This is a genomic window from Microcoleus sp. K5-D4, from assembly GCF_036704575.1.
Lineage (GTDB): Bacteria > Cyanobacteriota > Cyanobacteriia > Cyanobacteriales > Microcoleaceae > Microcoleus.
Map to the genome: position 1 here is coordinate 42,750 of NZ_JAUBSD010000007.1, position 15,240 is coordinate 57,989.

Consider the following 15,240-nt stretch of genomic DNA (forward strand, 5'->3'; position numbering starts at 1 on the left):
AAGAATTAGCACGGGGGTGGAAAGATGACCCGGAAACCTTACCTCTCCTCAAACAACTGGCTCAATCTGATGATAATTGGGATGTGCGATATACAGCAGTCCAAGAATTAGCACAGGGCTGGAAAGATGAACCAGGGATATTTGAATGGTTGGGCGATATTGCTATCAATCATCCTTTTGAACGCAAGGCCAACTTCCAAAATAATCCCAGACAAAGAGCACTTGAAATCATGGTCAAGCAATACCCCGATCGCCCACAAACTTTAGAAATACTCCGCGATCGATTGGCAAACGATCCAGATAAAAAAGTCCGCCAGTTTACCCAGAAAAAGTTGACCGAATTAGAGAAGCTGTGATCTCAACAAAAAAAGCAGAAATAAAATATGACTGTAGCTACTAATATCCCCAAAACTTATGCAGAAATAGTTAATTTTTAGAGACTGCCACACTCCCCACAGCTTTATCGACTTTCAACTCTCGGAGGAAGCAAAAAAGCATATCCTCAACCTAATTTATGCCCACAATAATCAAGATTTGACCCGCGCTGGAAAAAGCAAATTAGATAACTATCTAGTGCTAGAACCTCAGATGACTCTCATCAAAGAACTCACAAACACGTCCTTAAAGATTTAGTTTTTTTATATCTCGTCAATTAGCGTCCAAACGATCGCCCTTCCAGCGGCCAAAACCGATAAGAAGTGTTAAGTTAGTAGTTAGTTGTGTCGATCGCACAGAAAAAAAATGCCTGAACTACAAACCGATACATATCAAGACCTCGACCCGCAAGTCCTCTCAAAGCCCGTTGTTGTCGGTCTGGAAGAGGTAACAAAAGTTTACGGGATTGGCGACCTGGAAGTTCGCGCCTTAAACGGCGTCAGCTTGACCGTAAGACAAGGAGAATATTGCTCGATTATGGGCGCATCGGGTTCCGGCAAATCTACAGCTATGAATATTATCGGCTGTCTCGATCGACCTACGAGCGGCAGTTACTACTTAGACGGCGTAGATGTCGCCCAAATGCCCGAAGAAGAATTAGCCGGAATTCGCAATTTAAAATTAGGTTTTGTATTCCAACAATTTCACCTGTTGCCTCAATTGACAGCATTAGAAAATGTCATGTTACCGATGGTTTATGCCGGCATTCCCGCAGCAGAAAGACGCGAACGGGGAGTAGAGGCTTTAACAAAAGTAGGTCTGGAAAGCCGCCTGCAAAACAGACCGAATCAACTATCAGGAGGACAGCAGCAGCGGGTAGCCATCGCCAGGGCTATTGTCAACCGTCCCGTGTTGTTGCTAGCTGACGAACCTACAGGTGCATTGGATACAAAAACTACTCAAGAAGTAATGGATATTTTTACCGAATTCAACGAAAGCGGCATGACTGTTGTTATGGTAACGCACGAACCCGAAGTCGCGCGCCAAACTCGCCGCGTTGTCTGGTTCCGCGACGGTAAAGTTATTCACAACAATCTCAACCCCGAAGAGCTTTCACACGCGGTATTTTAGTATAAGAGTCCGCGAAAAGCGAAAAGAAAATTGGGCGATTGAAATCGCTTCTAGACAAAGGAAGTCCGCCTACGCGGACTGAAGAATTAAGAGAGTATCAGTCCTATGCAAGAGGACTTTAGCTATTAGACAGGGGTTTTCAACCCCTGGCGGACTAATAGACAAAACGCCCGATATCTGCTTAATGAAAAGCACTCGGAAAAGCTTCCCAAACTCGATCGACAAAATCTCTAAGTTGCCGAGATGCGATCGCACCATCCTTTTTTTCAGCATCCAGAGAGTGCAACTCGGTCAACAGTGAAATTACTTCAGTATCTAAAGCCGCCCGAAACAAACTAAGCGGCCAAAGCAAATCAGCACCATCTCGCAAATCGGATAAAGTGTATTCTGTGGGTGAATCCTTCCCCGACACCGATACAACTAACATGAAAGGGCGCACCCAACAAACTTGACGTGCCTCAACCACTTGGATTACCTCGGAATGCAGGCACGCATCTCCACATTCTAAACTAACAATTTGACCAGGCTTAAAGTTCAAAGCACAACCCATTAATGCTCACACTTAATACAGACATAACCAACCAAAATAAGTGGTGCAGCTCTCGACAGCACCCTAAAACATTATATCATAATTCCTTCTTCCTTCTTCCTTCTTCCTTCTTCCGACTGCCCTCGGACTGACATCCGTTACATCCGTTACATAATCCGTTGCCGAACTTCCTTCTTCTCAACTTTCATCAAGCTTTTTAAGATCCATTTCGAGCTGGGCACTCAACAATCGTGCTTCTTTTTTACCACCGCCACCATTGGCATAATCCGCCACGGAAATCGGAGAACCGATCGCAATTTTTACCTGAGCACCCCATTGAGGAATGCGCGGGCGATAGCGGATACTCATCGGTACAATTTTTACTCCCAAACCCGGTTTGCTCAACTCTGCTTGCATTGCCAAACGCGCCAATCCCGGCTTAATCGGATGAACTTCGCCATCCTGAAAAATACCGCCTTCGGGAAAAATCACCAACATTTCCCTGTCGAGGAGTAGTTCAACCCCATAACGGAGACTGCCAATTGCCGGATGCTTGAGATCTACAGCAAACCCCCCCAAATGTCTGATGAACCAACCTTGCACTCCTTTGACCTCATCAGCAGTTACCATAAACCGCAAATCGCGTCCAGTCACCTTCTGTCCCGTTGAATAGGGCATCATCAGGGCATCCCACCGGGAGCGGTGCGTAGGGGCTAAGATGACAGGCCCGTCTTTCGGCAAGTGCTCCTGTCCGGTTATCTCAATCTTGCCAAAATGAAACGGTAGGACAACATAGTGACCTAGCGGATAGAGCAAGGAGGTTAACCAAGGAGAAACGCGAGAGGTATTAGATGCTACCTTGGCAGGCATTGGCTTCACTAGAGATGATTTACTGGACTCAACGGCGATCGTGGCGGTGTGGGGCATAGCAATTAAGCTGCTCTCTCGATATCTCAAGTCTAAAGTAAGTGATTGGACAAATCTTTAGTTTTTGGGTCGGGACACTTTTGCTATTGGCCTTGTACCGATCGAGCGATCGCGCCCGCAAGAGATAATCTCTAACAGATAAAACCTCAGCCAACCGGACAGCACCAATACAAAGTAGTCGGCCGCCTGGAAAGCTCGATCGGGCAATTACGGATCTATTATTCCAGCTAAAGGGTCAAGTTCTATTAAACATCGCCCAGAATAGAGTAAAAAATTTTACTTGTTAATTTTTCCGGCGCGCTTCAAACCAGGAAATCAACTGATCGCGGCAAACAGACTCCATAATACCGCCGAGCACCTCTAAGCGGTGACACGAATGCGCGCTGTCTGGAATATTAGCCGCAGTCCGAATCGTGCCAGTTTTGGGGTCATCTGCTCCGTATACCAGCAGGCCAATCCGAGCTTGGACGATCGCACCAGCGCACATCGGGCAAGGTTCCAGCGTTACGTAGAGCGTGCATTGGTTAAGATGCCAGTCTTGCAAAACTTGGCCGGCCGCCCGCAAAGCTAAGATTTCAGCGTGAGCAGTCGGATCGCAGTCTCGTTCTCGCCGATTTTGCGCTTCAGCAATCAATTTGCCAGTACCGTCAACAATTGCAGCACCCACAGGTACTTCACCGGCATCACCGGCTGCTTGTGCCAACTCCACAGCCCTAGTCATCCAGCGTTTGTGAATAAAATAAGTAGTATCACTAATAGACAATGGCTCAGTTTTAGAATTCACGTCATACCTACGTAACAGAAAAACTTAAGATCGAGAAAGAAAGTTACATTACAGCTTAATAGAAAGTCATTTTTAATTATGGACACCACGACGATCACCACTGAAATTGTTGAGCTGTTGTGCCGCATTAGCCGGCAAAAGCTGCGCGAACAAGATATCACTCCTTTGGTAGTGTTTGTGACTGCTCTAATTTCCATCCTGCGCGGAGTGATGATTATTGACAGGACGATCGCAGTTGAAGAAGAAGAACGGCTACAAAAGACTCTCAAAGCCTTTGCTAGCGGCGACCGCGATCGGGTAGAACTAATTCAGCGCCTTGTCAAAGGAGTCTCCAAACAGCAGGTTTACTTCAACCCCACGGAATTGCTAACTCTGACAGCTTTGTTCTCAGAATCTGAAAAACTGTTGCTTATCGGTTCCGGCTACGAAATGTCAGCAGCCGACGGGCACATCGACCTGCGGGAGCAAATGTACTTACAGTCGATCGCAAATCGGCTCGGCCTGGACTCCAGACACATTGCAGTCCTAGACACTTTATTTACTAAAGAAGGAACCCTCGACTCAGAAGCTTTTGGCGAAGTTCAAGCTTTACTCGATCCCAGCGAATTCGAGTCCCGCGATCCGGTATTTGGCAAAGCAGCAAAGCACTTGCTGAGTATTTTACTCCGCAAATAATCCAGCGCATATAAATTTTGGGGCAGTAAAAGTAGTGAGAGGAGTTCAAGGATTTGACGCTGTGTCTATTTGAGATGGGCCTTGGGCGCTCTTACCCTCAAAAACCGGGTTGTTTAACCCCTACCAAGAGCGTTGTACGGTGTATGTTCGTAAAAAACCTGGTTTCGGCCTAACTCCCGCTTTATTTTTTTTGCAAGAGTCTATCGACCCTTCTATCCCATTGAACCGAATGCCTCTAAAATCTAAAAGCGACTTGTCGCTGCCTTGATTGAGTCAGCTCAATCTCAAATCTCAAATTGATTGATTATGCAAATTGAATGGCAAACCGCCAAAACCTACGAAGACATTCTCTATCACAAAAGCGGCGGCACCGCCAAAATTACCATCAATCGACCTCACAAACGGAACGCTTTCCGTCCCAAAACCGTGCTGGAACTGTGCGATGCCTTTACTGATGCCCGCGAAGACACCAAAATCGGCGTTGTCCTGTTCACAGGTGCGGGGCCTCATACAGACGGCAAATACGCCTTTTGCGCCGGCGGCGACCAAAGCGTGCGGGGTTCGGCGGGATATGTAGACGAAGGTGGCATACCCCGGTTGAACGTGCTCGACTTGCAGAAGTTGATTCGCTCTATGCCCAAAGTAGTAATTGCTTTAGTTGCAGGCTACGCAATAGGAGGCGGTCACGTTCTGCACTTAATTTGCGACTTGACGATCGCTGCTGACAATGCTATTTTCGGACAGACCGGCCCCAAAGTCGGCAGTTTCGACGGTGGTTTCGGAGCTAGCTATCTCGCCAGAGTTGTCGGCCAGAAAAAAGCCCGAGAAATTTGGTTTTTGTGTCGCCAGTACAGCGCGCAGCAAGCCCTAGAAATGGGTTTAGTCAACTGCGTCGTGCCCGTCGAACAACTAGAAATAGAAGGGATTCAGTGGGCTGCGGAAATTCTCGAAAAAAGTCCGATCGCGATTCGCTGCTTGAAATCCGCTTTTAATGCCGACTGCGACGGTCAAGCCGGTTTGCAAGAACTGGCGGGAAATGCCACTTTGCTGTACTATATGACCGAAGAAGGCGCCGAAGGCAAACAAGCCTTTTTAGAAAAACGGCAACCTGATTTTAGTCAATATCCTTGGCTGCCATAGCTGGATGGAGAAATCAGTTTTTTTATGCGCTCATATTAAAGTAGATGCTGCTGATTTTTCTGAGTTAGTAAAGCCAAATGCACCCGATCGTCCAAAAGTGTCAGTAGTGATACCAGTTCCCAAAAAGAATGAAACTGCTTTGTCAGATCCAAACCATGATAATGATCAGTGATTCCCCAATCGAAAATGGTATGACCTATCCTGCTGCCGACTAACTAAACCGAGACTGCTGCTGCCGATTTTTCGGTTAACGTTGTGCCTGTAAGCTGGCAGGCATGGCGATCGGAAAAAGTGACGGTGGCATCCTGCAGCGTCAGAGTCGATTCTTGCCACATTCCAATTTCTTCTATGTTTTCCCAAGATGACCTAAAAGGCGAAACCGCTAAAGCACAAGCTTTCCAGTGACTTTGAACCGGGCCGCCTAGTAAAGCGCAAACACCTCCGCGTCTGCCTTCAGGGGTATAGTGACGGCAGTGACCACAAGCTGAAGTTAAAGGTGAAGTTAAGGAGGTTTGCATAAAAGTTCTTAGGGAAATCATTTTCATCTCTAATTCTCCTTTGTAGAGCTAGCAGGTTTTAGAGCATCCCAACCTTTATGCTGTCTGGGTTGTAGCGATCCCCGAAGTATAATTAAATTTTATAATTTATTTATAATCTCGTTATATATAGAAACAATTAGCTCCGTGCTTGCTCATTGTATAGGTAAAAACACAGGTTAAAAGTTTATAAAGCCGTTAGGGATCAAGACAAAGTACAAATGCCCAACGAGTATGAGAGGTTACAAATAAGCGGTAGCTTAGAATACAAAAATTGGCTGAGAGTGTCGGTAAGCAGCCTCTGGGAAAGAGGAACAATTCAGTTTTCCAATGAAAATGAAAAATAGCTGCCGGCGATCGACAGCAGGCGATCGGGCCCCTGTTGCATTGACGCCAAAAGTAGCTAATCATAAAATAGGCAAGTTTTCAAGCTTCTTGTTTATATCTACAATCAAAAGATTCAAATTAATTCAGAGGCGGTAGGAGTTGTGCTAATGAGTAAGCGTTCTTCGGTGGAATCCCCAAATCATCAATCCTCTTCAACCCCAATCAAGCCTGCTTTGCAAGCAGTCCTGGGGAGTCTAGATGTAAACCTAGAAGCAGAACTGACAACATACAGAAGGCACAGGCGGCGGGCCGAACAGTGGGTGTCGCCCTCAGTTCGTACCGGCAAGCAAACAGCCACAACCGAGCAACAGCTAGCCCAAAATTTGGCGCCGGAGACTGCGGAAGAAACCCAGCAGCCGCTATCGCTGCCCCTATCCCTTGCCGGCACTCAGGGCGATGCCCCGCTAGCAACTACCAGGGGTGGCACAAAATTATCTAGCAGTGCTTTCGCACCCAACAATTATCTCGAATCAAGCGAAAAACTGATCGAAAGTTTGGACGAGTCAAAAGCTGAGCCTACGGTAGAACGCAGTTTAGCCGCCAGTTTGTTAACTCCCTTGGGACTGAGTTCGATGCTGCTATTTTTGCTGTCGTGCACAGCTTTGGGCTACGCAGTCATGTACCCGTCAAATTTGGTTAAGATGGCAGGTCTGAACCGTTTCCTCGATCGCAATGCACCCTCTTCAAGCGACAGTCCCGCCTCTACTGCCATCTCAGATACCAGCACCAAGGAACTGCCAAAAGCTCCAAATCTGGTATCCAAGGAATTTGTCGAGCTAGATTTGAGCACTCTCAGCAATGTTAAGCCGACAGTCAGCCCGATTCCTTCCCCCTCACCAAAAGCATCAATTCCGCCCACCCCTCCAGCGCCTCCAGGCCCCAGCGGGGTTGTGCCGATTCCTACAGAAGACGGCAACCCCCCCAGAGGCAGGGAACAAGGACTCAACAATCTGAGTACGGCTTTGCTTCCCACTCCCAGCCCTAGCGCTGCCCAGCCTGTGCCGACACTGCCAACACTGCCTCCAACACCATCCCCAGCCCAGCCTGCCGCCACATCCCCGGCGACAGCATCCCCAGCCCAGCCTGCCGCCACATCCCCGGCGACAGCATCCCCAGCCGCCGCATCCCCGCTGGGAAGGCCTGCACGGGCGGCAGACGGTTTCTATTACGTTGTCACCGATTACACCGACGAAAAATCACTGCAGCAAGCCAGAACCGCAGTTCCCGATGCCTACGTGCGGAACTTCTCAAAGGGTGTCAAAATCCAAATGGGGGCTTTGAACGATCCTGCCTCAGCAGAACGTTTGGTGAAAGAACTCCAAGAAAAAGGGGTGAAGCCACAATACTATCAACCATAAATTAGGCAAAGACAATTAAACTAATGATCGGGGAGTAGGTTGGGCCGAGGCACGAACCTTCGGTTTCGCTTAACCCAACATTTGCTCAGTTTTGATGGGTAATGCTCGCGCCCTACCCATCTTAAAAATAATCATGACGACCTAACTTAGAGGGAATTAAAATTTCAAAATTAAAAATTAAAAAGACGATTGAGGAGTTTTCATTTTTAGTTTTTAATTCTGATTTCTCTGTCTTAATTCTAAAGTTGAAAATCGGGAGACTGGCAAAATGGGATTATTCGATCGCCTATGGCGAGTGATTCGAGCCAATATTAACAGTTTGGTCGGGGCTGCAGAAGACCCAGAAAAAATTCTGGAACAGGCTGTAATGGATATGCAGGAAGATTTAGTGCAGCTCAGACAAGCTGTGGCAGGAGCGATTGCAGCTCAAAAACGCACTGAACGCCAGTGTTCCCAAGCTGAGTCTACAGCCGCAGAATGGCATCAGCGGGCGCAGCTAGCTTTGCAAAAAGGCGAGGAAAATTTGGCGCGGGAAGCTCTGACCCGCAAGAAATCTTATCAAGAAACGGCAACGGCGATGAAAGCCAGTCTCGGGCAACAGAACGCTGTTGTGACTAAACTAAAAGAAAATATGCGGGCGCTCGAAAGTAAAATTTCCGAGGCCAAATCTAAAAAAGATATGTACATTGCCCGAGCTCGATCGGCCGCATCCTCGGAAAGACTTCAAGAAATGATGGGCAATCTCAGTACCGGCAGTGCTTTGAGCGCGTTTGAACGGATGGAAGAGAAAGTCATGCAGCTAGAAGCTCGCTCCGAAGCAATCGCAGAACTCGGAACTAATGATTTAGAAAAGAAGTTTCTCTCTCTCGAAGGTGCCGACGATGTGGATACCGAGTTGGCCGCGATGAAAGCACAAATGCTTCCGGGCAACAATACACCCAAATTGCCGTCGAGCGAGCCACCCGCATCCTGAACCCCAGGCAACAGAACAAGAGTCAGAACGAGCAAAAACTTCTCAACAGCCTAGCTAGAGATGGCTCGAAGCCTGTTGGGGAATTCCCGGATCGACGTTAAACTCAATAGATATGTGCATGAATAAGCTTGCCTGCATCACATTACTCGATCGCTTTAAACTGGATTTATCTGTCTGCAAAAATTGCCAAAAACTAAATCGCACTAAAAATCTGACAAGAGTGAATTTCACAACTGCGGGCTAGGGCTATCAAGCCTGCTTTCCGCCTACTTCGTACACCTCACCCAGGAAAAATAGCATTATGGGATTATTTGACCGCATTAGCCGAGTCGTCAAAGCCAATCTTAACGATCTGGTCAACAAAGCTGAAGACCCGGAAAAGATTTTAGAACAGTCTGTTACGGATATGCAGGAAGACTTGGTGCAGTTGCGTCAGGCCGTTGCCAGCGCGATCGCTACTCAAAAGCGCACCCAGACTCAGTACAATCAAGCTGAATCTCAGTCTAACCAGTGGCAGCAGCGCGCTCAGCTAGCCCTGCAAAAAGGAGACGAGACTTTGGCCCGGGAAGCGCTGGTTCGCAAAAAGTCTCACGCTGAAACGGCGGCTACGCTGAAAGCCAGTCTGGATCAGCAATCGGCTCAGGTGGAAAGTCTCAAGCGCAACTTGATCGGTTTGGAGAGCAAAATTTCCGAAGCTAAGACTAAGAAGGATATGCTCAAGGCGAGGATATCCGCTGCTAAAGCTCAGGAACAGCTCAACAATACCATTGGCACATTGAATACTGGCAGTTCAATGGCAGCTTTCGATCGCATGGAAGAAAAAGTTTTGCAGATTGAAGCTCGCGCGGGAGCTTCGGCAGAATTGGCGGCCGGCGGCAGCAATTTAGAGGAACAGTTCCGCTTGCTCGAAAGCGGCGGTGATGTTGACGACGAGTTGGCTCAGATGAAAGCTCAACTGACCGGGGGTTCTGTGTCTCAAGGTCAATTGCCGGCAGCGGGTAAAACGGCAGCAGCTAGTAGCTCGGAGTCGAGCCCGGTGATTGACGCTGAGTTGGAAGAATTGCGATCGCAGCTCAATAAAATGTAGTAATCTGTATCAAAATTTACCTATTTCTCAAATCGCAGGTTTGATAGAATGCTCCGCCGACCTACAGGGCTAGCTTGGAAGGTCGGAGTTTTTTTTTAGTCATTTTTGAATACACAAAACATGGTTATTGTCAACCATCTTTATATTGACTTAAGGAATTAAGTGTTTAAAAAGTGATAGAGTAATTTTATTCCTTGCAAGACGGCTAGCTTGGGAGGTCGGAGTGTTGTTAGTTTTATACATAAAATAGGACTGCTGTCAACTATCTTTATATTGACTTAATAAATAAACTTTTTCTAAAGTGATATAGTAATTTTATTCCTTGCAATTGCGCCGGCCGCGCCCGAGCGTAAGTGTAAATAACTATCAAATATGGCTAATCTGTCATGCCCGTGCAATTTTCTAGAGGCTTTTGTAAAATCAAGTTTTTCAAGGCATTAGCACTTGGTTTCTCAATTGCAGCTATTTGCCCCGCACTGCTATCAGCTCTAAGTGTTAGCGAGTCGATGGTCGCTACCGACTCAGGGGTGCAAGCGCCAATTTTGCAGGATAATTTACTGTCTCAATTAAAACTAAATCAAGAAACAGCAGACGATCGCGATCGGCTTCGTGATTTATACTCGGGTTCAGAATTAGATAGAGGCAGTAAAGAGCAAGAAAATAGCCTCCAGGATCTCGATCAATCGGCCCAAAGTGAGGCCCCAGAAACTGTCCCTCAATTGCCGAATCGAGGAGAAAACAGACACGAATTTCCGATTCCTAACCCGCGGCTGTCAAATCCGGCTCGCCTCCCGTAACCCGCGCCACCACCGCTCTTGCTTTCAGCCGCACAGCTTTTGCCGACTGCTATTCCCGCGCCGGCACAGCCTGCAGAATTCCTAAGATTCCGGGTACGATAAAAGTCGCTCGATTTGAAGTAATTGGCAGTTGACTTACCGCGAGCCGATCGGGCAAAATCCCAGAAGAGAAATCGCGATCGGTATCAGTACCCGCAGGCGAGAAAGCGATACATCTTTGCTGGGAAAAGATTTTCCACTGTCGCCGGCAGCAGATAATCGGGGTAGAACTCGGGTTGCGGCGCTGAGGCTGTTTCAGGATTTTACTCAGAGGGGAGAGAGAGATGTCTTGGCGGCGCGATCGCAGTTCTGTCTGGCAGTGGCAGCATTTGGCGCTACGGTGAGCAGCAGCAGCCCGGACAGTCGATTTTTGACCTGGGGGGGTCAATTGCAGTACGTGCGGTTGTTGGCTCCTGAGACGCTGCTGGTGGTGCATCGGAATCATAAAATTGAGTCAATAGTCAACAGTCAACAGTCATTCCGGTGCAACTGGAATTGATATGAGAGGCTGCTGGTGGTGCGATCGGATGTGGCATTGGCTGGAGCAGAGCTTTTGGCGATCGAACCATTCGGTATAGGGGGCTCAGACACATTGCGGGGCTAACGTCAGGATGCTTTGCTGACCGATAGCGGGATTTTTGATTCAGCCGAGTTGCGGTATCCGATGCCAGCGCACCCGCGACAACCAAGGAGTTTTGCAGGTGACGCCATTTGTGGATTTTGGCAATGTTTGGAATCCCAGGCAAAGCGCGGTTTTGGAAGCGAATACTTTGCTGTCAGCGGGATTGCGGCTGCGGTGACTCTATGGCGAAAGGTGGAATGCTCGCGGAGGCGGGGGAATTACTTTGATTGATATTAAGTCGAGCAACAGGAGTTTACAAGAGCGCGGGCTGTATTTTTCTCTATAATTCAAACCTTTTTAGGAAAGCAGTCGTTTTGCCCTTGGCGGAACTGAGCAATTCCGCTATATAGTAATAAGTATCATTTGGCACTCCTCTGTAGCTGCCAAGAGTGCATTTTACTGATAATCTTTAAATTAAACTATGTCTAAGGTGCGGTTGCTGCTTTTAAGTTCTTTTGCTTCCGGTTTTGGGCTTTGCTCAATCATTTTGGCGATGTTTACGATGACTTCCCGGCTGTCGTTTACGTCTTTTTTTACATTTGTATTAACTTTGGTGTTTTTTGGAATTAATCTGCTTTTTGCTTTGCATTATTATACATCGCTTACTAAGCAATTAAGTGTTAAAAATAAAAGGAAAGCGAGAATTTAGCGCTTGTGAAGCACAAGCGGAAAAAGGCATGGAGACTTCTTTCTGGAATTGGAATGGAATCAAGGAAAACGCCTCTGCGTTAGGAAAAATATCTAGCTGTAACCCATAATTATTTAGGAGGTCTGTCTGGAAACAAGACTAAAATGGTATGAATTTGCTAAGAGGCCGATCGCACTAAAATGACTGTACAGTCGCACCCACGCGCCACAGCTTCCGGGATGTTCCCGTGAATCACCTGCTTCAGCAGCCCTTCGCGGCTCGCTCCCAGGACGATCGCATCGCACTGATCGTTCTGAGCCAAATCAATTAAAGCATCAGAAACCGATTTAGCGCAAACCGAAGTCGCTATTATCGAACAGCTAACCCTGCGCTTAATAAACTCCGCCGCTTGCTTTAATTCGCCGCGATCGGGTTCTGCAACAGAAGGCTGATGAACCTGACACAATTTAATCTCCGGTACAGCACTCGCAGCCACCAAAGCAGGTAGCAGCCGCAAAGCCGCAGCTTGCTGGTAACTGCCCCGAATAGGCACCAACCAGCGCTGCAAACCCATCAGCGTGTGCAGGCCCAATTCTGGCCCTGGAATGTCTGAATTCGGCGGGGAAAGTTCAGTCTCAGGAGTGGCTGAGGAATCTGAGGATCTCGCCAATGTGGGATTATCTGCGCCGTCAACTCCTTCGGGATTTAACTCCCATTCTATAGACGCATATTTGCGCCCGCTGAAAGTGGGAGACAACTCATTTTTCTTGCGGGTTGCTAATAGTTTTTCGCTCCATTTCACCAAAATTACCTCGCAGCCTGCTTGCCGAATTACGGTATCGACCACATCGCCAAAAATGCGTCCTTTTGTGGAAAATTCGCCTTGCCAGCCCATCAAAATTAAATCGATATGGCTCTCCTTAATTGTCTCCAAAATCGCGTTAGGCACGTCATGAGCTACCCGTATTTGGGTGTGTACTGGCAAGTTCCAATTGCGAACAATTCGCTCGGCTTGTTGCAGCAGACGGCGGCTTTTGGTTGTCCGCACTGCGGTTTCAGAAGGGGAACTGTTGCGCGGTACTAAGATGATTTGCAGGCATTCTAATTCGTAATTGCGATCGCGCGCAATCGCCGCCGCCAGCCGCAGCAAAGCGGGTGCTGTTTGAGGGTTGGAAAGGGGCACTAATAATCGGCCGTTTCCGACTTGCGGAGCCCTGGTTTGATAGACAATACAAGAAGGTTCTGGATGCGGGCCCTGGGTTGTTTCTCCGCTGAGGCGATCGGATTCAACTCGGATAATGTCGCTGCGGGTAATAATTCCCACCAAACGGCGGCCTTCTATGACTGGCAAACGGCTGATATTGTAGTTGTTAAGCCTGTACAATACCTCGCTTAAAGTATCCTTTGCTTTGACTGCGATCGGGTGTAGAGTCATAAATTCTTTGAGCAGCGAACTTCCGGACAAATTGCGCTCGGTGGCATTTGCCAAATCGGTTTGACTGACAATTCCGACTAATTTGCCATCTTCAACGACTGGAAATCCTCGGTGGTGCGATCGCGAAAATGCCAGCATCACTTCATCCAAAGTCAGCATACTCGAAAGAGTTTCAACTCGGCGCTGCATCACGTCATCTGCGTGCAAGTCGCTCAAAGTATTGCTCGCAGCTTTTGCCTTCGTCAGTTGAATGCCGTTAAACTCCAAAAGGCGAGTATACAGGGAGCCGTTCTCTACCTTTTCTGCCATTAAATAAGCAACTACAGAACAGATCATTAAAGGCAGCACTAATTTGAAATCCGCCGTAATTTCAAACACAATTACTACCGAAGTAATCGGCGCTCTAGTAACCGCGCAAAAAAACGCTCCCATTCCCGCCAAAGCGTAAGTTACCGGCGAACCAACGCCCAGGAAATCTGCCTGCACAATGCCCACCATGTGACCAAGTGCAGAACCCATAACTAGGGAAGGGGAGAACAATCCTCCCGGAGCTCCAGAAGCAGCGGAAATAATTGTTAGAAAAAAGTGAGCTACAAAAGCAATTAAACTCGTTATGCCACTTGCTTCGCCGGTCAGCAGAAACTCACGCAAACCCGTATTGTTGCGGAAAGTTTCTGGGAGAAAAGCTATTACTGAACCGCAGATTATGCCAGCTATAGCCACTCGCGCGGGCAAAGCTAATTTGAGTGATCGCCTGTTAAATTGCAAGCTAGCAATAATCCCTTTCGTGAACAAAGCTCCCAGCAATCCCGCTAAAATTCCTAGCACTATGTAAAAGGGAATTTCCTGAGCCTCAAAACTGCTTTGGTACTCGCGAAGGTTCAAATTTAAACTATCGCCGCCCAAAAGCTGCGAGACAACTGCACCGATAAATGAAGCGATAATTGCAGTCCCTAAAGTCAATCCCGAAACGTCGTGCAGCAGTTCTTCAACTACAAACAAAACTCCTGCAATGGGAGTATTGAAACCAGCAGCCAATCCCGCAGCAGCACCGCAAGCAATCAATTGTCGGCGGTAGTCTGGGGAAGTAGGCATCAAGTGACCGATCCAGCCAGCCAAAGATGCTCCTATTTGCACAGTCGGGCCTTGCCTTCCTAAAGTTAAACCGGAACCAACTGCTAAAATAGTGGTCAGAAGTTTGGCGACAGCTACTCGTAAATCTAAGGAAAGATTGACTCCGCCCAGAGCAGCTTTGACGTGGGGAATGCCACTGCCTGCAGTTTCGGGAGCAAAACGCTCAACCAAGAAACCTGTCAACAACCCGCCGAATAAACCGACGCTGGGCAATAATATCCAAGCTGGAATTACTGTCGAGGTAGCAACTCGCCAACTGCCGAGCCATCCGACTCCTGATTTGAGCAAAACGCCAGCCAGTCCTGAAATTAAACCGATCAGACAAGCTTCAAAAATAGCGAGGCGTTTCGGTCGTAAAAACAGTTGAGATGCGATGACCCTGGAAGGTTCCCTAAACTGTTTAGGGATAGTAATATACGGCATAAATAGCGTAGATGACCTGAGAATTGTCTGCTCGATCGGACTATAGCAAAAATTCCTTCCATACTTACCTGAAATCTGCTGTAATTCCGATGCTACCGGATTTGATCTCAATCTGCGATTTTTTTACCCTATAGCCTCCACCAGTGTTTTCAAATCCGGCACTTCTAAATCAGGCTGGCCGCTGGCCGGAAGTGTCGCCCCAAATCCTGTTTTCTCGTGTCTGGGATTTACCCAAATCTATCTCGCGCGACTTGACAGCA

The 15,240-nt window shown here is 47.7% G+C and carries 16 protein-coding genes; 10 read left to right on the forward strand and 6 right to left on the reverse strand.

All coding sequences use genetic code 11. The features are described 5' to 3' along the window. Together QUA77_RS04060 and QUA77_RS04065 are read left to right on the forward strand one after the other, a co-directional pair. Window positions 1-356 (forward strand): HEAT repeat domain-containing protein (locus QUA77_RS04060; RefSeq protein WP_333449328.1); only part of this gene is annotated, 356 nt, incomplete at its 5' end. 385 nt (window positions 357-741) lie between these two features. Further along, window positions 742-1,506 (forward strand): ABC transporter ATP-binding protein, encoded by a 765-nt coding sequence (locus QUA77_RS04065; RefSeq protein WP_333449329.1) that lies wholly within the window; start codon window positions 742-744, stop codon window positions 1,504-1,506. 181 nt (window positions 1,507-1,687) lie between these two features. On the opposite strand, the gene QUA77_RS04070 is transcribed toward QUA77_RS04065, so the two are convergent. The 3 genes from QUA77_RS04070 to tadA form a co-directional block, all read right to left on the reverse strand. Further along, window positions 1,688-2,056 carry a hypothetical protein gene (locus tag QUA77_RS04070; RefSeq protein WP_333449330.1) on the reverse strand — a complete coding sequence of 123 codons (369 nt, stop codon included), beginning with the start codon at window positions 2,054-2,056 and terminating at the stop codon, window positions 1,688-1,690. 177 nt (window positions 2,057-2,233) lie between these two features. Then, entirely contained in the window at window positions 2,234-2,962 is a 729-nt protein-coding gene (locus QUA77_RS04075; RefSeq protein ID WP_333071030.1) for a lysophospholipid acyltransferase family protein, read from the reverse strand. 283 nt (window positions 2,963-3,245) lie between these two features. Beyond that, window positions 3,246-3,746: a tRNA adenosine(34) deaminase TadA gene (tadA, locus tag QUA77_RS04080; RefSeq protein ID WP_333449331.1), complete on the reverse strand. Its 501-nt coding sequence runs from the start codon at window positions 3,744-3,746 to the stop codon at window positions 3,246-3,248. Window positions 3,747-3,824: 78 nt separating this feature from the next. Here tadA and QUA77_RS04085 point away from each other — a divergent pair, with 78 nt between their 5' ends. Both QUA77_RS04085 and menB read left to right on the forward strand, forming a co-directional pair. Further along, window positions 3,825-4,421 carry a TerB family tellurite resistance protein gene (locus QUA77_RS04085; RefSeq protein ID WP_333076503.1) on the forward strand — a complete coding sequence of 199 codons (597 nt, stop codon included), beginning with the start codon at window positions 3,825-3,827 and terminating at the stop codon, window positions 4,419-4,421. Between the two features lie 306 nt (window positions 4,422-4,727). Further along, window positions 4,728-5,561: a 1,4-dihydroxy-2-naphthoyl-CoA synthase gene (menB, locus tag QUA77_RS04090; RefSeq protein ID WP_333282358.1), complete on the forward strand. Its 834-nt coding sequence runs from the start codon at window positions 4,728-4,730 to the stop codon at window positions 5,559-5,561. Between the two features lie 215 nt (window positions 5,562-5,776). On the opposite strand, the gene QUA77_RS04095 is transcribed toward menB, so the two are convergent. Further along, window positions 5,777-6,106 carry a hypothetical protein gene (locus QUA77_RS04095; protein WP_333206268.1) on the reverse strand — a complete coding sequence of 110 codons (330 nt, stop codon included), beginning with the start codon at window positions 6,104-6,106 and terminating at the stop codon, window positions 5,777-5,779. Between the two features lie 485 nt (window positions 6,107-6,591). Between QUA77_RS04095 and QUA77_RS04100 the strand changes: the two genes are divergently transcribed. After that, complete coding sequence (locus QUA77_RS04100) at window positions 6,592-7,842, forward strand: SPOR domain-containing protein (RefSeq protein ID WP_333035695.1); 1,251 nt, start codon at window positions 6,592-6,594, stop codon at window positions 7,840-7,842. Window positions 7,843-8,110: 268 nt separating this feature from the next. Then, window positions 8,111-8,815, forward strand: a complete 705-nt coding sequence (locus QUA77_RS04105) for a PspA/IM30 family protein (protein WP_333035694.1) — start codon at window positions 8,111-8,113, stop codon at window positions 8,813-8,815. A 54-nt stretch (window positions 8,816-8,869) separates the two neighbouring features. Here the strand turns inward: QUA77_RS04105 and QUA77_RS04110 are convergent, their stop codons facing one another. Then, a complete protein-coding gene (locus QUA77_RS04110) occupies window positions 8,870-9,046 on the reverse strand; it encodes a hypothetical protein (RefSeq protein WP_333035693.1) in 177 nt (58 codons plus the stop codon). A gap of 70 nt (window positions 9,047-9,116) precedes the next feature. On the opposite strand from QUA77_RS04110, the gene QUA77_RS04115 reads away from it, so the two are divergent. The 4 genes from QUA77_RS04115 to QUA77_RS04130 all read left to right on the forward strand — a co-directional run bounded on the left by QUA77_RS04115 (window position 9,117) and on the right by QUA77_RS04130 (window position 11,538). Continuing rightward, window positions 9,117-9,902: a PspA/IM30 family protein gene (locus tag QUA77_RS04115; protein WP_006635936.1), complete on the forward strand. Its 786-nt coding sequence runs from the start codon at window positions 9,117-9,119 to the stop codon at window positions 9,900-9,902. Between the two features lie 386 nt (window positions 9,903-10,288). Next, window positions 10,289-10,699: a hypothetical protein gene (locus QUA77_RS04120; protein WP_333449332.1), complete on the forward strand. Its 411-nt coding sequence runs from the start codon at window positions 10,289-10,291 to the stop codon at window positions 10,697-10,699. Between the two features lie 130 nt (window positions 10,700-10,829). Then, window positions 10,830-11,237 (forward strand): hypothetical protein, encoded by a 408-nt coding sequence (locus tag QUA77_RS04125; RefSeq protein ID WP_333449333.1) that lies wholly within the window; start codon window positions 10,830-10,832, stop codon window positions 11,235-11,237. Window positions 11,238-11,376: 139 nt separating this feature from the next. After that, complete coding sequence (locus QUA77_RS04130; RefSeq protein WP_333035688.1) at window positions 11,377-11,538, forward strand: hypothetical protein; 162 nt, start codon at window positions 11,377-11,379, stop codon at window positions 11,536-11,538. Between the two features lie 628 nt (window positions 11,539-12,166). Here QUA77_RS04130 and QUA77_RS04135 read toward each other — a convergent pair. Next, window positions 12,167-14,980 (reverse strand): chloride channel protein, encoded by a 2,814-nt coding sequence (locus QUA77_RS04135; protein ID WP_333449334.1) that lies wholly within the window; start codon window positions 14,978-14,980, stop codon window positions 12,167-12,169. Between the last annotated feature and the right edge of the window lie 260 nt (window positions 14,981-15,240).